8 protein-coding genes are annotated in these 16,988 nt (G+C 34.3%); 2 read left to right on the forward strand and 6 right to left on the reverse strand.

Translation table 11 applies throughout. The annotated features are described in order from the left end of the window. Positions 1-116 precede the first annotated feature (116 nt). The 4 genes from OA93_RS01555 to OA93_RS01570 all read right to left on the reverse strand — a co-directional run bounded on the left by OA93_RS01555 (position 117) and on the right by OA93_RS01570 (position 8,035). A complete protein-coding gene (locus OA93_RS01555) occupies positions 117-2,381 on the reverse strand; it encodes an aconitate hydratase (RefSeq protein WP_039111585.1) in 2,265 nt (754 codons plus the stop codon). 133 nt (positions 2,382-2,514) lie between these two features. Further along, on the reverse strand, positions 2,515-5,286 hold the full coding sequence (locus OA93_RS01560; protein WP_039111586.1) for a bifunctional aconitate hydratase 2/2-methylisocitrate dehydratase: 2,772 nt from the start codon (positions 5,284-5,286) through the stop codon (positions 2,515-2,517). A 286-nt stretch (positions 5,287-5,572) separates the two neighbouring features. Next, complete coding sequence (locus tag OA93_RS01565; protein ID WP_039111363.1) at positions 5,573-6,526, reverse strand: MoxR family ATPase; 954 nt, start codon at positions 6,524-6,526, stop codon at positions 5,573-5,575. Between the two features lie 78 nt (positions 6,527-6,604). After that, positions 6,605-8,035 carry a peptidylprolyl isomerase gene (locus OA93_RS01570; protein ID WP_039111364.1) on the reverse strand — a complete coding sequence of 477 codons (1,431 nt, stop codon included), beginning with the start codon at positions 8,033-8,035 and terminating at the stop codon, positions 6,605-6,607. Between the two features lie 567 nt (positions 8,036-8,602). On the opposite strand from OA93_RS01570, the gene OA93_RS01575 reads away from it, so the two are divergent. Together OA93_RS01575 and OA93_RS01580 are read left to right on the forward strand one after the other, a co-directional pair. Beyond that, positions 8,603-10,036, forward strand: a complete 1,434-nt coding sequence (locus OA93_RS01575) for an alpha-amylase (protein ID WP_039111366.1) — start codon at positions 8,603-8,605, stop codon at positions 10,034-10,036. 175 nt (positions 10,037-10,211) lie between these two features. Continuing rightward, positions 10,212-11,801 carry a peptide chain release factor 3 gene (locus tag OA93_RS01580; protein WP_039111367.1) on the forward strand — a complete coding sequence of 530 codons (1,590 nt, stop codon included), beginning with the start codon at positions 10,212-10,214 and terminating at the stop codon, positions 11,799-11,801. Between the two features lie 271 nt (positions 11,802-12,072). Here the strand turns inward: OA93_RS01580 and OA93_RS01585 are convergent, their stop codons facing one another. Both OA93_RS01585 and rpoC read right to left on the reverse strand, forming a co-directional pair. After that, positions 12,073-12,384 (reverse strand): DUF3467 domain-containing protein, encoded by a 312-nt coding sequence (locus tag OA93_RS01585; protein WP_039111368.1) that lies wholly within the window; start codon positions 12,382-12,384, stop codon positions 12,073-12,075. Positions 12,385-12,395: 11 nt separating this feature from the next. Next, positions 12,396-16,706, reverse strand: coding sequence for a DNA-directed RNA polymerase subunit beta' (gene rpoC, locus OA93_RS01590; RefSeq protein ID WP_039111369.1), 4,311 nt, complete (start codon positions 16,704-16,706; stop codon positions 12,396-12,398). Positions 16,707-16,988 lie beyond the last annotated feature (282 nt).

Here is a 16,988-nt window from a genome sequence, read left to right on the forward strand (position 1 = left end):
CATCCTTTTCTTTTTTCCTTTAAAAAAGAAAAGATATAGCGGATAGCTGGAAATAGCTTCAAATAAAAAAACTCCCAAGTTGCCTTGAGAGTTTTTAATATGATTTAAAACTTTAATTATGCTTTTCCAGCAGCAATTAAGTTTAATGCTGAACCGGCTACAAACCAGCCAATTTGCCCTGCATTATAAGTATGATTTGCTAAGATTATGTCTTTAGTTCCATCTGCGTGAACGAATTCTAGCGTTAATGGTTTTCCTGGAGCAAATTCTACTAAATCAAGGAAATTGATTGTATCATCTTCTTGGATTTTATCATAATCTGCTTCGTTAGCAAATGTTAATCCTAAAAGCCCTTGTTTTTTAAGGTTTGTTTCGTGGATACGAGCAAAAGATTTCACCAATACCGCTTTAACTCCTAAGAAACGTGGCTCCATTGCTGCGTGCTCACGAGAAGATCCTTCGCCATAGTTATGATCACCCACAACAATAGATGGAACTCCAGCTGCTTTGTACGCACGTGCAACTGCAGGAACTGCATCATACGTTCCTGTTAATTGATTTTTAACTGAATTTGTTTTTTGGTTATATGCATTTACTGCACCAATCAACATATTATTAGAAATATTATCTAAATGTCCACGGAAACGTAACCATGGTCCTGCCATAGAGATGTGATCTGTAGTACATTTTCCGAATGCTTTGATTAATAATTTTGCACCTGTAATGTTCTTACCATCCCAAGCATCAAACGGAGCTAATAATTGTAAACGCTCTGATGTTGGGCTTACAGCTACCTGAACTCCTGAACCGTCTTCTGCCGGAACTTGGAATCCTGGATCTTTAACATCAAATCCTTTTGGAGGCAATTCATCTCCTGTAGGTTCATCTAGCATTACCTCTTCTCCATCTTCATTGATTAAAGTATCTGTTAATGGATTGAAACTTAAATCTCCTGCGATAGCCATAGCTGTTACTAATTCTGGCGAACCTACGAAAGCTAGTGTATTTGGGTTACCATCGGCACGTTTAGAAAAGTTACGGTTAAAAGAGTGAACGATTGTATTTCTTTCTTCTTTCTCTGCTCCTTCTCTATCCCACATACCAATACATGGCCCGCAAGCGTTAGCAAAAACTGTTGCTCCAATTTTATGGAATGTATCGATAAAACCATCACGCTCGATTGTATAACGAACTACCTCTGAACCTGGAGTAATTGTAAACTGTGATTTTGTTTTTAATTTTTTGGCAGAAACTTGTCTTGCCAAAGATGCTGCACGCGCAATATCTTCGTAAGATGAGTTGGTACATGAACCAATTAAACCAACCTGAATTTGTAATGGCCAGTTATTTTTGATTGCTGCTTCTTTCATTTTAGAAATTGGAGTAGCTAAATCTGGCGTAAAAGGTCCGTTTAAGTGTGGCTCTAATTCCGTTAAGTTAATTTCGATAACCTGGTCAAAATATTGTTCTGGGTTAGCGTAAACTTCTGGATCTCCAGTTAAGTAAGGAGCTATTTTATCTGCAGCATCGGCAACATCGGCTCTATTTGTAGAACGCAGGTAACGACTCATAGAATCATCATATCCAAAAGTTGAAGTTGTCGCTCCAATCTCTGCACCCATATTACAAATAGTACCTTTACCTGTACATGACATAGAAGTTGCACCTTCTCCAAAATATTCTACAATTGCTCCTGTTCCACCTTTTACAGTAAGAATACCAGCAACTTTAAGGATAACATCTTTAGGAGCTGTCCATCCTGATAATTTACCAGTTAATTTTACTCCAATTAATTTAGGAAATTTTAATTCCCATGCCATTCCTGACATAACATCTACAGCATCGGCTCCACCAACACCAATAGCTACCATTCCTAAACCTCCTGCATTTACGGTATGTGAATCTGTACCAATCATCATTCCTCCTGGGAAAGCATAATTTTCTAGTACTACCTGGTGAATAATACCTGCTCCTGGCTTCCAGAAACCAATTCCGTATTTATTAGAAACTGACGACAAAAAGTCGAAAACTTCATTACTTTGAGTTTTTGCTCTAGCCAAATCGGTTACAGCATCTACTTTAGCTTGAATTAAGTGATCGCAATGAACTGTTGTAGGCACAGCCACTTTAGCCTTACCTGCGTGCATAAATTGCAATAATGCCATTTGTGCAGTTGCATCCTGACATGCTACACGATCGGGTGCAAAATCAACATAATCGACTCCTCTGCCAAACGCCTTAGTTGGATTTCCATCCCAAAGGTGATTGTACAAAATTTTCTCCGTTAAAGTAAGTGGACGACCAACAATCTCGCGTGCTTTATCAACACGACCTGGCATGTTCTCATACACTTTTTTAATCATTTCAATATCAAAAGCCATAAGTATAATTGTTTTTGTTTGTTTTTGTTTTTTGAACATCACAAGTTACAAAAAATAGAAGAGCCAGAAAAGAAAAAGCCTGAGTTTATCAACTCAGGCTTTTTATATATAATGATTATAACTAATCGTACGATTACATTACTAACAGTTTATGAGAAGGTGCAAACCTAGTTAGGCTAATACCATCTACTGCTGCTATATATTCATCTAATGTAGGTGTTCTACCAAGAATTGTAGATAAGACTACAACTGGCGTAGAAGAAAGTAATGACTCTCCTTTTTTACCTTCTGTATCTTCTACAACTCTTCCTTGGAAAAGACGCGTAGAAGTAGCCATTACAGTATCTCCTTTTGCTGCTTTTTCCTGGTTACCCATACAAAGGTTACATCCTGGACGCTCTAAATACAACATGTTCTCGTATTCTGTACGTGCAGCACCTTTAGGAGCGCTATCGTTAAATTCGAAACCAGAGTATTTTTGTAAAACTTCCCAATCTCCTTCAGCCTTAAGTTCATCTACGATATTATAAGTAGGTGGCGCTACTACTAGCGGAGCCTTAAACTCAACCTTACCGTATTGTTGTTCTATATTTTTAAGCATTTGAGCTAGAATCTTCATATCTCCTTTGTGAACCATACAAGAACCGATAAATCCTAAATCTACTTTTTTATCTCCTCCGTAAAAAGATAATGGTCGGATTGTATCGTGAGTATATCTCTTAGAAACATCCGCGTTATTTACGTCTGGATCCGCAATCATTGGCTCGATAATCTGATCAAGATCTACAACAACTTCTGCATAATACTTAGCATTTGCATCTGGAGTTAAAGCAGGTTTCTCTGCTGATTTAATCTCTGCAATTCTCTTATCTGCTTTGTTAATCAATCCCTGAAGAACTTGTTTTTCATTATCCATTCCTTTGTCGATCATGATCTGGATTCTGCTTTTTGCAATCTCCAATGATTCGATTAAGGTATCATCTTCAGAAATACAGATAGAAGCTTTTGCTTTCATCTCTGCAGTCCAGTCTGTAAATGTAAATGCCTGGTCAGCAGTAAGAGTCCCAAGATGAACCTCGATAATTCTCCCTTGGAAAACATTTTCACCACCAAATTTCTTAAGCATTTGAGCTTGTGTTGAATGAACTACATCACGGAAGTCCATATAGTCTTTCATCTCACCTTTAAATGTTACCTTAACAGATTCAGGAATTGGCATTGAAGCCTCACCTGTAGCAAGTGCAAGAGCAACTGTTCCTGAGTCAGCACCAAATGCTACACCTTTAGACATTCTTGTATGAGAGTCACCACCAATAATGATAGCCCACTCATCTATTGTAATATCATTAAGAACTTTATGAATTACATCTGTCATTGCATGATAAACTCCTTTCGGGTCACGAGCTGTGATTAAACCGAAATCGTTCATGAATTTCATCAATTTTGGAATATTTGCCTGAGCTTTTTTATCCCATACTGAAGCTGTGTGACAACCAGATTGGTATGCACCATCAACGATTGGCGAAATTACTGTAGCAGCCATAGACTCTAATTCCTGAGCAGTCATAAGACCTGTCGTATCTTGAGAACCTACGATATTAACTTCTACACGAACATCTGAACCAGCATGTAGTACTTTACCTGGAGCTATACCAACAGCGTTTTTGTTGAAAATTTTCTCTACCGCTGTAAGTCCTTGTCCTTCAAGAGAAATCTCTTTTGATGGAGCAAATACAAGAGGAGCTTCAATTTCTAGAATTTTCGCTGCCAATGTCTGAAGCTTTTTACCAAATACAATTGCATATGATCCTCCAGCTTTGATAAATTCCATTTTTTGAGGAGTAAAAGCCTTAGAAATATCAATTAGCTCTTTGTCTCCATTATATAATTTTTTCGTCTTTGTGTTTATTGTAAGTACAGTTCCTGTAGCAACAGAGTATGCTTCTTCCAGAATTGGCTCATTATTCTCATTACGAATAATATTACCATCTGCATCAAGCTTTTTAACCCAGTTTTTAAGATCTAAACCAATACCACCAGTAACATCAACTGTTGTTAGGAAAATTGGAGAAATACCATTTGTTCCTCCTACAATTGGAGCGATATTAACGAATGGAATATATGGACTTGCTTGTTTTCCTGTCCAAAGTGCCACGTTGTTTACACCTGACATTCTTGATGAACCAACTCCCATTGTACCTTTCTCTGCAATCAACATCACACTTTTGTCTGGATGTTGTGCTTGTAACGCCTTAATTTCTTCTTGTGCTTTAGGCGTAATCATACATTGACCATGAAGTTCACGGTCTGAACGTGAGTGAGCCTGATTACCTGGAGATAACAAATCTGTAGAAATATCACCCTCACCAGCAATAAAAGTAACTACTTTAATTTCTTCAACTACTTCTGGTAATTTTGTAAAAAACTCTGCCTGCGCATAGCTTTTAATAATATCTATAGCAATTGGGTTACCTTTTTTAAACGCTTCTTTTAAACGATCTGTGTCTGCCTCATAAAGGTAAACTTGTGTCTTAAGTACATTTCCTGCTTCTTTTGCAATAGCAGCATCATCACCCAAAGCTAAATCTAACAATACCTCAATAGAAGGTCCACCCTTCATATGTGATAATAACTCAAATGCAAAAGCTGGTGTTATTTCTTTTACAACAGATTCTCCAAGAATAATCTCTTTTAAAAACTTAGCTTTTACACCCGCAGCACTTGTAGTTCCTGGTATAGTGTTATAAATAAAGTGTTTAATCGATTCTTCTCGATACTCGTTATCCAGATCTTTAATCTGTGCAATAATCACGCTTAACAACTCAGCACCATCAATTGGCTTCGGATGAAGTCCTTGGTCTTTTCGTTCTGCAATCTCTTTAATGTAATCGTTATAAATATTCATAATTGAAGTCTTTTCTAGGTATCTTATTTTTTTTGTACGCAAATTTAAAAATTAAAGCCGAGAATTAAAAAAAATATAACAGAAGTCGCCTTTTCAAAAGTTATTATTAAAAAATAACGATTTACATTGCGTAAAATTAGCAAAATTGCATTTTAACGTCAAAATATTAAATTATTAATAATATAAAATCCTTTCTTTGACAAAGTCGAAATTCTTTGTTATAAAGAAAAAGGTTCTTTGCTATGTTTTAAGCAAAGAACCTTTCTAAATAAGCTTTTTTATATCGTTATAGTAGCTTCTGAATTATAATTTCTTCTGTAATTCCTTCGGCATCGGCTTTATAATTTTTAATGATTCGATGTCTTAAAATACCAGTTGCTACAGCTTTTACATCTTCAATATCTGGCGAAAATTTACCATTGAATGCTGCATGAGCTTTAGCAGCTAAAATTAAATTTTGTGAAGCTCTTGGCCCAGCTCCCCAATCTAAATAATTTTTAACAAAATCATTCGTCAGGCTATTATCTGGTCGTGTTTTACTAACTAAAGTTACCGCATACTCTATTACATTATCAGCAACAGGAATTCGGCGAATTAAATGCTGAAAATCTATAATTTCCTGAGCCGTAAACAAAGGGTTGATTGTACTTGTATTGTCAGAAGTTGTACGTTTAACAACTTGTACTTCTTCTTCAAAACTTGGATACTCTAATTTTATAGCAAACATAAAACGATCCAATTGTGCTTCTGGCAAAGGATAAGTTCCTTCTTGCTCAATAGGGTTTTGTGTAGCTAACACGAAGTAAGGCAAGTCTAATTTATGGTTTTCACCAGCAATCGTCACCGAACGTTCCTGCATTGCCTCTAGCAAAGCTGCTTGTGTTTTTGGTGGCGTTCTATTAATCTCATCTGCCAAAATGATATTAGAAAAAACTGGTCCTTTTATAAACTTAAACCGTCTGTTTTCATCTAAGATTTCGCTTCCCAAAATATCAGATGGCATTAAATCCGGAGTAAATTGAATTCTCTTAAAATCAAGCCCTAAAGCCTGTGAAAGTGTATTTATCAATAATGTTTTTGCCAATCCTGGCACACCTATTAAAAGAGCGTGTCCGCCAGAAAAAATGCAAATCAAAATTTGATCTACAACTGCATCCTGACCTACAATAATTTTTGCGATTTCGGCTTTTAATTCATTACGTTTTTGAACTAAGTTATGAATTGCGATTACATCAGACATCTGTGAATGTATTTAAAATTAAAAAGAGTTAGTTCTATGAATTCATAAAACTAACTCTTTTTATTTATTTTATAAAAATTATTTTTTCAACCAATTATTTGTAAAAGTACAATCTCTGTACTCTCCAAGAATCTTGATATAAGTTTCTTTTATTTTTTCATCAAACCATTTTGCAATAGCTTTAATTTGTTTTTCTTTTAAAGCTAAATCTTTAATCTTGATATAATCTTTAGCGTAATCAGCAGTATGCGATTCAATTCTTTTAGTTACAGTAATTAGTTTGTAACTTTTTTTCCCTTGTGGATCTGTATCTAAAACTGGTTGCGAAACTTCGTTATCTTTTAAATTAGAAACCTGAGCATATAACGTAGGATCCATTTTTGTTAATTCAAAACGTGTGTCTTGTGTATTTGGATTAATCAAGGCTCCACCGTTTGCACGTGTCTCTTTTTCATCAGAATCTGCTCTGGCTGCTTCTGCAAAAGTTACTTTCTTATCTATTATTTTCTCTCTAATTCCAGTAATTCTTTCTTTTGCTTCTTTCAAAGCATCTTCAGAAACTACAGGAGCAATCAAGATATGACGCAACTCAACTTCTTGCCCTTTAATTTTATCTACTTTTATGATATGAAATCCAAAGGTAGTTTCAAAAGGAGCTGAAATCTCTCCTTCCTGAAGACTAAAAGCGATATCCTTAAATTCTTTTACAAAAGGTGTTTTTCTCGTCATCTTATAATATCCTCCATTCGAACTCGAACCTGGATCCTGAGAGTATAAAACTGCCTTAGTTGCAAAACTAGCACCGTCTTCTACATCTTTTTTAATACCATTTAAACGGTCGATTACCTTTTTCTTTTCTACATCCGAAATTTTAGGATTCACCACAATTTGTGCTACTTCCATCTCTGCTCCAAATGTTGGCAATTCACTTTCTGGTATTTTTTTGAAGAAATTACGAACTTCCTCAGGAGTAATTTCTACTCCATCGATGATCTTCTTTTGCATCTCAGATGCTAACTTTTGCTCTTTTAAGATATCAGCAAAATAAGTTTTGAATTCTTCAACTGAATTCTTTTTGTAATACTGAACAACTTTGTTTATATCTCCAATTTGCTGAACCATATAATTTAATCGTTCATCCATCATGCCTTTTACTTCAGCATCACTTACAATGATACTATCCTGAATAGCCTGATGTGCATATAATTTATCTTCTAGAAGTTTTCCTAGCATCTGACATCTTGAAACATCTTTTATAGATCCTCCTTGACTACTAATTTCTAAGTATCCTTTATCGATATCTGAATCTAAAATAATGTAATCACCTACAGTAGCGATAATACCATCAATTTTTTGTTTCTGATTACTTTTAACTACAACTGGCTTTGCAATAACCGTATCCTTAATAATTTCTTGCGCTCTGGTTAGCGAATTGAAAAGAAGCAAAAAACTTATTGTAAATATAAATTGACAATTGATAGTTTTTATTCGTAATTTTTTTAATAGCATTAGTTAAAAATTTAATTTGATGTAAAGAAGCTTTATTATTTAGCATTAATGGCTTACAAATATAGTAAACCGTATATTTCAATATATATTTTAAATGTTCAGAAAATAAAAATCTTTACAAATCTAACAAACATTGCTTAATTATCTTATAACGAACAAAAATAACAATTCAATCACATAATACAAGTTTACTTATTACTATTAACAAAAAATTATATGCAACTAAAAAAAATCTCTTATTCAAGAATTAATCACATCTTATTTTTGAAACTATTTAGAAAACCCAACTAACCTATATTTGATTAAATCCCATTCTAAAAAACTAAAAAAACACAAGCACAAGCAGTTCATTTCTAACTAAATAAACAAAAGTTTTCAACACTACAACGTTTTCGCTTATTAAATAAAATCTCAAAGTAATTAGCTACATAAGTTTTACATACATTCGATATGTGATTATTAAAATTTAGCATTTAAAAACAGTAATTAAACAATTAATTGGCTAATTATTTAATTAATCACAATTTGATTACCCAAATCCTTAATTAACCTAAAAATCATTTAATTATGAAAAAACAAATTGTAAAACTTTATTTAATTACTGCTTTAACAGCATTTTTTTACTCCTGTAGCTCTAATGAAAATACAGAATCTGAAATTGCAGCAGCAAATTCTCAGTTCAAAGTAATAAATGTGACAAAGCATGATGGGCGTCCATTTAGCACAGGAACTCCTACTACAGGAAAATATGTTGCCAATCCTGGCGGAGGCGTAATGATGCAAGCATTTTATTGGGATGTTCCTGCTGGCGGTAACTGGTGGAATACATTAAATACCAAAATTACCGATTGGTCTAATGCCGGAATTGGCTCTATTTGGTTACCTCCTGCATCAAAAGCGCAAAATGGTGCTTTTTCTATGGGTTATGATCCTACAGATTATTTTGATTTTGGAGATTATAATCAAAATGGCTCTACAGAAACCAGATTTGGATCAAAAACAGAACTTGTGAGCTTAATCAGCAAAGTACATGCTGAAAATATGCAAGTATATGCCGATATTGTAATTAATCATAATAGTGGCGGGCAATCAGAAGCGAATCCGTTTACAGGAACTAATACCTGGACCAACTTTAGCGGTGTTGCTTCAGGAAAATTCACTCGTAATTATAATGATTTTTATAAAAACAGTTACGGTAATAATGACGAAGGTGCTTTTGGCGGTTTCCCTGATTTATGCCACGCAAATCCTCATGTACAGGATTGGTTATGGCTAAGAGCTGATGGAGTTGGTAAGTATTATAAAAACACCATGAAATTTGATGGATGGAGATTTGATTACGTAAAAGGATTTGGTGCTTGGGTTGTAAATTCCTGGAATGCTAATGTAGGCGGCTTTTCGGTTGGGGAATTATGGGATTCAAACGTGAACGTATTAAATGATTGGGCAAATAATGCCAATAGCTCTGTATTCGATTTTGCGTGTTATTATAAAATGAATGATGCTTTTGACGGAAATAATCTTGCGTTATTAAACGACGACATGATGTGGAAAAGAAACCCATACAAAGCCGTTACATTTGTGTCTAATCATGATACTGATGAAATTTCTAATAAATTACTAGCCTATTCTTATATTTTGACTCACGAAGGATATCCAACTATTTTTTATAGAGATTATGAAGAATGGCTTGATAAAAACAAATTAAATAACCTTATCTGGATTCACAACAATAAAGCGACTGGAACAACTTCTATTTTATATGCAGACAATGATGAATATATTGCCCGCAGAAACGGATATAACGGAAACCCTGGATTAGTGGTATACATCAATAATTCGTCATCATGGCAAGAAAGATGGATTCAAACAAACTGGGCAAACACTCAGATAAATGACTTTACAGGAAGTTCTAGTTGGCTTCCTACAACTCAAGCTGATCAATGGGTAAAAATTCAATGTCCTCCAAAAGGATACACTGTTTGGTCGATTAATAATTAATTATTACCTAAAAAACATATTTAATTTTGAGGCTGATTTAAATAATCAGCCTCTTTTTTATTCAAACAATCAAATAATAGCATCAAATTTTATAAACTAAACGGACTTAAATAAGAAGCTAATATTTTTATTAAGCCGTAATTAATAGTACTTTTGCAAACTATTGATATTAAATATGAGCTTTTTAAAAGAAATACAACGTAGAAGAACATTTGGAATTATTTCGCATCCCGATGCTGGAAAAACAACATTAACCGAAAAACTATTGTTATTTGGGGGTGCTATCCAAGAAGCAGGTGCTGTAAAAAACAATAAAATAAAAAAAGGAGCTACGAGTGATTTCATGGAAATCGAGCGTCAGAGAGGAATTTCGGTTTCTACATCTGTATTAGCCTTTAATTATAAAGATAAAAAAATCAACATCCTTGATACACCTGGACACAAGGATTTTGCAGAAGATACTTTTAGAACTTTAACCGCTGTAGATAGTGTAATCGTTGTAATAGACGTTGCAAAAGGGGTTGAGGAACAAACCGAAAAATTAGTTGCAGTATGTAGAATGCGTAAAATTCCGATAATTGTTTTTATAAACAAATTAGATCGTGAAGGTAAAGATGCATTTGATTTGATGGATGAAGTTGAACAAAAATTAGGCTTAACTGTAACTCCATTAAGTTTCCCTATTGGTATGGGATATGATTTTCAGGGAATCTATAACTTATGGGAGCAAAATATCAACTTATTCAGTGGAGATAGCCGTAAAAACATTGAAGAAACTATAGCTTTCTCTGATGTTCAAAACCCTGAACTAGAAAAAATTATTGGTCAAAAACCTGCTGATAAACTACGTGAAGAATTAGAATTAATTGATGAAGTTTATCCTAAATTTGATCGTCAGGATTATTTAGACGGAAAATTACAACCAGTATTTTTTGGTTCCGCTTTAAATAACTTTGGAGTACGTGAATTGCTAGATTGTTTTGTTACTATCGCTCCTTCTCCAAGACCAAAAGATTCTGAAACTCGTTTAGTTGATCCAACTGAAGAAAAAATGACTGGTTTTGTATTTAAAATACATGCCAATATGGATCCTAAACACAGAGACCGTTTAGCATTTATAAAAATTGTTTCGGGTACTTTCGAAAGAAACAAACCGTATTACCATGTTCGCCAGAAAAAGAACTTAAAATTTTCTAGTCCGAATGCATTCTTTGCAGAGAAGAAAGAAATTGTAGACATTTCGTACCCTGGTGATATTGTTGGTTTACATGATACAGGAAATTTTAAAATTGGTGATACCTTAACTGAGGGTGAAATAATGAGTTTCAAAGGAATTCCAAGTTTCTCTCCAGAACATTTTAGATACATTAATAATGCCGACCCAATGAAAGCTAAGCAATTAGATAAAGGTGTTGACCAATTAATGGATGAAGGTGTTGCACAGTTATTTACTCTTGAAATGAACAACCGTAAAGTAATCGGAACTGTTGGAGCACTACAATATGAAGTAATCCAATACCGTTTGGAACATGAATATGGTGCAAAATGTACGTATGAAAACTTCCCTGTTCACAAAGCTTGTTGGGTAAAACCTGATGATGCTAAAAATGATGAATTCAAAGAGTTCAAACGTATCAAGCAAAAATTCTTAGCAAAAGACAAATACGGTCAATTAGTATTTTTAGCAGATTCTGACTTTACAATACAAATGACTCAAAATAAATATCCAAGTGTAAAATTATTTTTCACTTCTGAATTTGAATAATTATCTGATTCAACGTTATATAAAAAAAGCGCTACTTTTAAAAGTAGCGCTTTTTTTGAATCTGAATTAATAAAATAACCTCGAGTATTCAATTTTAGGAACTTGCAAGTTAAAAAAATGTGCGCTCAAGGCGAAATTTAATCGATAAAGCGAATTAAAATCGGATAAAGTACTTATTAGAATAAATTCAAGAAACCTTTTTTGATTAAAACATAAATTTCAAATTCTCTTATATAAAAAAAGCTCCATTTCTGGAGCTTTTTTATTTAAATTATGCTTGTCCTGCTGGACCGAAGTTAAGCGGTATTGGTGCTTGTTCAGTTTCTTTGATTTCGCCATGAGCGGCTTCAAAGCGATGAATATTTTCACCAATTGCTCTTAACAATCGTTTAGCATGTTGTGGTGTCAAGACAATTCTTGACTTTACCTTGGCTTTAGGAATACCTGGCATAATGCTTACAAAATCTAAAACAAATTCTGAAGAAGAATGATTGATAATTGCTAAATTAGAATAAATTCCTTCAGCGATTTTTTCATCTAACTCAATATTAATTTGCTCTTGTTGTTGATTCGGATTACTCATAGTTTCCTAAATTAATAAATATATTCTTCTTTATTAGCCATCATTTCATTGTAATCATCTTTAGAACCTACAATTGTATGATCGTATTCTCTCATACCTGTTCCTGCAGGAATTCTATGTCCAACAATTACATTTTCTTTCAATCCTTCTAAGTAATCTACCTTACCTGCTACTGCAGCTTCGTTAAGTACTTTAGTTGTTTCTTGGAAAGAAGCAGCAGAAATAAATGATTTAGTTTGTAGCGAAGCTCTTGTAATACCTTGTAAAACTGGCGTTGCAGTTGCAGTAATTACATCTCTAGCTACAACTAGATTTTTATCTGTACGTTTTAATAATGAATTTTCATCACGTAAATCACGAGGAGAAATAATCTGACCCGCTTTTAATACGCTAGAATCTCCAGCATCTTCAACAACTTTCATTCCGTATAATTTATCGTTTTGAACGATGAAATCTTTAGTATGAATTAGTTGATCTTCTAAGAATAAAGTATCACCTGGATCTTGTACTCTTACTTTACGCATCATCTGACGAATAACAACCTCGAAGTGTTTGTCATTGATTTTTACCCCTTGTAAACGGTATACCTCTTGAATTTCATTTACCAAGTACTGTTGAACAGCAGCTGGACCTTGAATTCTTAAAATATCGTCTGGAGTAATAGCACCGTCTGACAATGGTACACCTGCTCTAACGAAGTCATTCTCCTGAACTAGAATTTGGCTTGATAATTTAACCAAGTATTTTCTAATGTCACCAAATTTAGATTCGATAACAATCTCACGGTTACCTCTTTTGATTTTTCCAAAAGAAACAACTCCATCAATTTCAGAAACTACAGCTGGGTTTGAAGGATTACGAGCCTCTAACAACTCTGTAATTCTTGGTAAACCTCCGGTAATATCTCCTGATTTAGAAGAACGACGTGGAATTTTTACCAATACTTTACCAGCTTTAATTTTCTCACCATTTTCAACCATCAAGTGGGCTCCAACAGGTAAGTTATAAGAACGAATCAATTCACCTTCTTTACCGTAAACCAATAAAGTTGGGATTAATTTTTTAGCTCTAGATTCAGAAATTACTTTTTCCTGGAATCCTGTTTGCTCATCAATTTCAACCATGAACGATTGTCCTTGCTCTAAATCTTCGTAAGCAATTTTACCAGTAAACTCAGAAACGATAACTCCATTATATGGATCCCATTTACAAATTACATCACCTTTAACAACCGATTGACCATCTTTAACAAAGATACTTGAACCGTAAGGAATGTTGTTTGTACTTAATAAGATACCTGTTCTTTCATCAATTAATTTTAATTCGGTAGAACGAGAAACTACAATATCAACTGAGTTACCTTCGTTATCCTCACCTTTAACAGTTTTTAAATCTTCGATTTCTAGTTTACCGTTAAATCTTGTAACGATGCTAGACTCCTCAGAAATACCACCCGCAACCCCTCCAACGTGGAAAGTACGTAATGTTAACTGTGTTCCTGGCTCTCCAATAGATTGAGCTGCAATTACTCCAACTGCTTCTCCTCTTTGAGTCATTTTACCAGTAGCTAAGTTTCTACCGTAACATTTAGCACAAATACCTTTAAGCGCTTCACAAGTTAATGGAGAACGAACTTCAACTTTCTCTACTGGAGAAGCTTCAATCGCTTTCATTATAGCTTCTGTGATTTGCTCACCAGATCTAACTAAATAGTCACTAGTTAAAGGATTAATTACATCTTGTAATGCAACACGTCCTAAAATTCTTTCTCCTAATGATTCTACGATCTCCTCGTTCTTTTTCAATGCAGAAACTTCAACACCTCTAAGAGTACCACAATCCTCAATGTTAACAATAACATCTTGAGAAACGTCATGTAATCTTCTAGTTAAGTAACCAGCATCGGCAGTTTTAAGAGCCGTATCCGCAAGACCTTTACGAGCACCGTGAGTAGAAATAAAGTACTCAAGGATAGAAAGACCTTCCTTAAAGTTAGAAAGAATCGGGTTTTCAATAATCTCACCACCACCAGCAGTAGATTTTTTAGGCTTAGCCATCAAACCACGCATACCAGTTAACTGACGAATCTGTTCCTTAGAACCCCTCGCCCCAGAGTCAAGCATCATATATACCGAGTTGAAACCTTGTTGGTCTTCTCTAATATTCTTCATTGCTAACTCAGTTAATTGAGCATTTGCAGAAGTCCATACGTCAATAACTTGGTTGTAACGTTCGTTATTAGTAATAAGACCCATGTTATAATTCACAGAAATACCTTCAACTTGCTCTCTGGCATCTGCAATTAATTTTGTTTTTTGTTCTGGAATTCTAATATCACCAAGAGAGAATGATAAACCTCCTCTAAATGCGAATTTATACCCCATATCTTTCATATTGTCCAAGAAGGCAGCCGTCATAGGTACATTGGTAGCGCTTAAAACGTGTCCAATAATATCTCTAAGGTTTTTCTTAGTCAATACATCATTTATGTATCCTGCAGCTTCTGGTACCACTTCATTAAACAATACACGACCAGCGGTAGTTTTAATAATCTGATACACTAATTCTCCAGCTTCATTAAAATCTTTTGCTCTAATTCTCACTGAAGCATTCAATTCTAATCTTCCTTCATTTAATGCAATATTTACTTCTTCTGCAGAGTAAAAAGTTAAGCCTTCACCTAAAATTTTATGATCTGGAGTAGAAAGACGCTCTTTGGTCATATAGTATAGACCCAAGACCATATCCTGAGAAGGTACAGTAATTGGCGCACCGTTAGCAGGGTTCAAGATATTGTGAGAAGCCAACATTAACAATTGAGCTTCCAAAATAGCCTCTGGTCCTAATGGTAAGTGTACCGCCATTTGATCCCCATCAAAATCGGCATTAAATGCCGTACAAACTAACGGGTGCAATTGGATTGCTTTTCCTTCAATTAATTTTGGTTGGAATGCCTGGATACCTAATCTATGTAACGTAGGAGCACGATTCAGTAAAATTGGGTGACCTTTAATTACATTTTCAAGGATATCCCAAACTACAGGCTCTTTTTTGTCTATAATTTTCTTAGCAGATTTTACTGTTTTAACAATACCTCTTTCTATCAATTTACGGATAACAAAAGGCTTGTAAAGCTCAGATGCCATATCTTTAGGGATACCACATTCGAACAATTTTAATTCCGGTCCAACAACAATTACCGAACGAGCAGAATAATCTACACGTTTTCCTAAAAGGTTTTGACGGAAACGTCCTTGTTTACCTTTTAATGAATCTGATAATGATTTTAATGGTCTGTTTGATTCTGTTTTAACTGCAGAAGCTTTACGAGTGTTATCAAATAATGAATCTACAGATTCTTGTAACATACGTTTTTCGTTTCTTAAGATAACTTCTGGAGCTTTAATCTCCATTAATCTTTTCAAACGGTTGTTACGTATAATTACACGACGGTATAAATCATTTAAATCTGAAGTTGCAAAACGACCTCCATCAAGTGGCACAAGCGGACGTAATTCTGGTGGAATAACTGGAACCACTTTCATAATCATCCATTCTGGACGGTTTTCGCGGTTTAAGTTAGACTCACGGAAAGACTCAACTACTTGTAATCTTTTTAATGCTTCTGTTTTACGTTGTTTAGATGTTTCATTGTTAGCACTGTGTCTTAGTTGGTAAGATAACTCATCTAAGTCGATACGTGCTAATAAATCCATAATACACTCTGCTCCCATTTTGGCAACAAATTTATTAGGATCAAAATCATCTAAATATTGATTGTCCTGAGGAAGAGAATCTAAAATATTTAAATATTCTTCTTCAGTTAAAAAGTCTAATCTTTGTAAAGATTCTCCATCTGCATTTTTAGCAATACCTGCTTGAATTACTACGTATCTTTCGTAGTAAATAATCATATCTAATTTCTTAGAAGGAAGTCCAAGGATATAACCAATTTTATTAGGAAGAGAACGGAAGTACCAGATATGAGCAATAGGCACAACAAGGTTGATATGTCCTACTCTATCACGACGTACTTTTTTCTCAGTAACTTCAACACCACAACGGTCACATATAATACCTTTGTAACGAATTCTTTTGTATTTACCACAAGCACATTCAAAATCCTTAACAGGTCCGAAGATTCTTTCGCAAAAAAGTCCGTCACGTTCTGGTTTGTGAGTTCTGTAGTTTATTGTTTCTGGCTTTAAAACCTCTCCTCTTGATTCTTTCAAGATAGATTCTGGTGAAGCCAATCCAATAGAGATTTTATTAAATCTTTTAACTGGATTTTTATCTTTATTATTATTTCTATTATTCATCATAGTTTTTACTATTGATTTATTTGCTATTAAAAATTGATTTTAGATTATAATCTACATCTTTTAAAAGTTACCTTATAAAAGAGTTAAATCATTACGCTGCTACCTCGGGTTACTTCTCTAAACTTCAAACTCATTTTTTGAAGCGCTAGTTATAAAATGCCTTGCATTATTATAAAAAATCGGAACGGGTTACGGGTATAAATCTTAAAAACTTTAATTCTGGTAAACAGTTTCAGTCCCAGTTTTCAGCGTTGAACTGAATACTGAGACTGTGACTGATAA

Origin of the sequence: Flavobacterium sp. KMS (genome assembly GCF_000813005.1) — a bacterium.
In the GTDB taxonomy this organism is placed as follows: Bacteria; Bacteroidota; Bacteroidia; order Flavobacteriales; family Flavobacteriaceae; genus Flavobacterium.

Bases quoted from the DNA above. Each gene is read 5' to 3' on its own strand.
- OA93_RS01555 (WP_039111585.1), bottom strand. From the start codon at position 2,381: ATGGCTTTTGATATTGAAATGATTAAAAAAGTGTATGAGAACATGCCA.
- OA93_RS01560 (WP_039111586.1), bottom strand. From the start codon at position 5,286: ATGAATATTTATAACGATTACATTAAAGAGATTGCAGAACGAAAAGAC.
- OA93_RS01565 (WP_039111363.1), bottom strand. From the start codon at position 6,526: ATGTCTGATGTAATCGCAATTCATAACTTAGTTCAAAAACGTAATGAA.
- OA93_RS01570 (WP_039111364.1), bottom strand. From the start codon at position 8,035: ATGCTATTAAAAAAATTACGAATAAAAACTATCAATTGTCAATTTATA.
- OA93_RS01575 (WP_039111366.1), top strand. From the start codon at position 8,603: ATGAAAAAACAAATTGTAAAACTTTATTTAATTACTGCTTTAACAGCA.
- OA93_RS01580 (WP_039111367.1), top strand. From the start codon at position 10,212: ATGAGCTTTTTAAAAGAAATACAACGTAGAAGAACATTTGGAATTATT.
- OA93_RS01585 (WP_039111368.1), bottom strand. From the start codon at position 12,384: ATGAGTAATCCGAATCAACAACAAGAGCAAATTAATATTGAGTTAGAT.
- rpoC (WP_039111369.1), bottom strand. From the start codon at position 16,706: ATGATGAATAATAGAAATAATAATAAAGATAAAAATCCAGTTAAAAGA.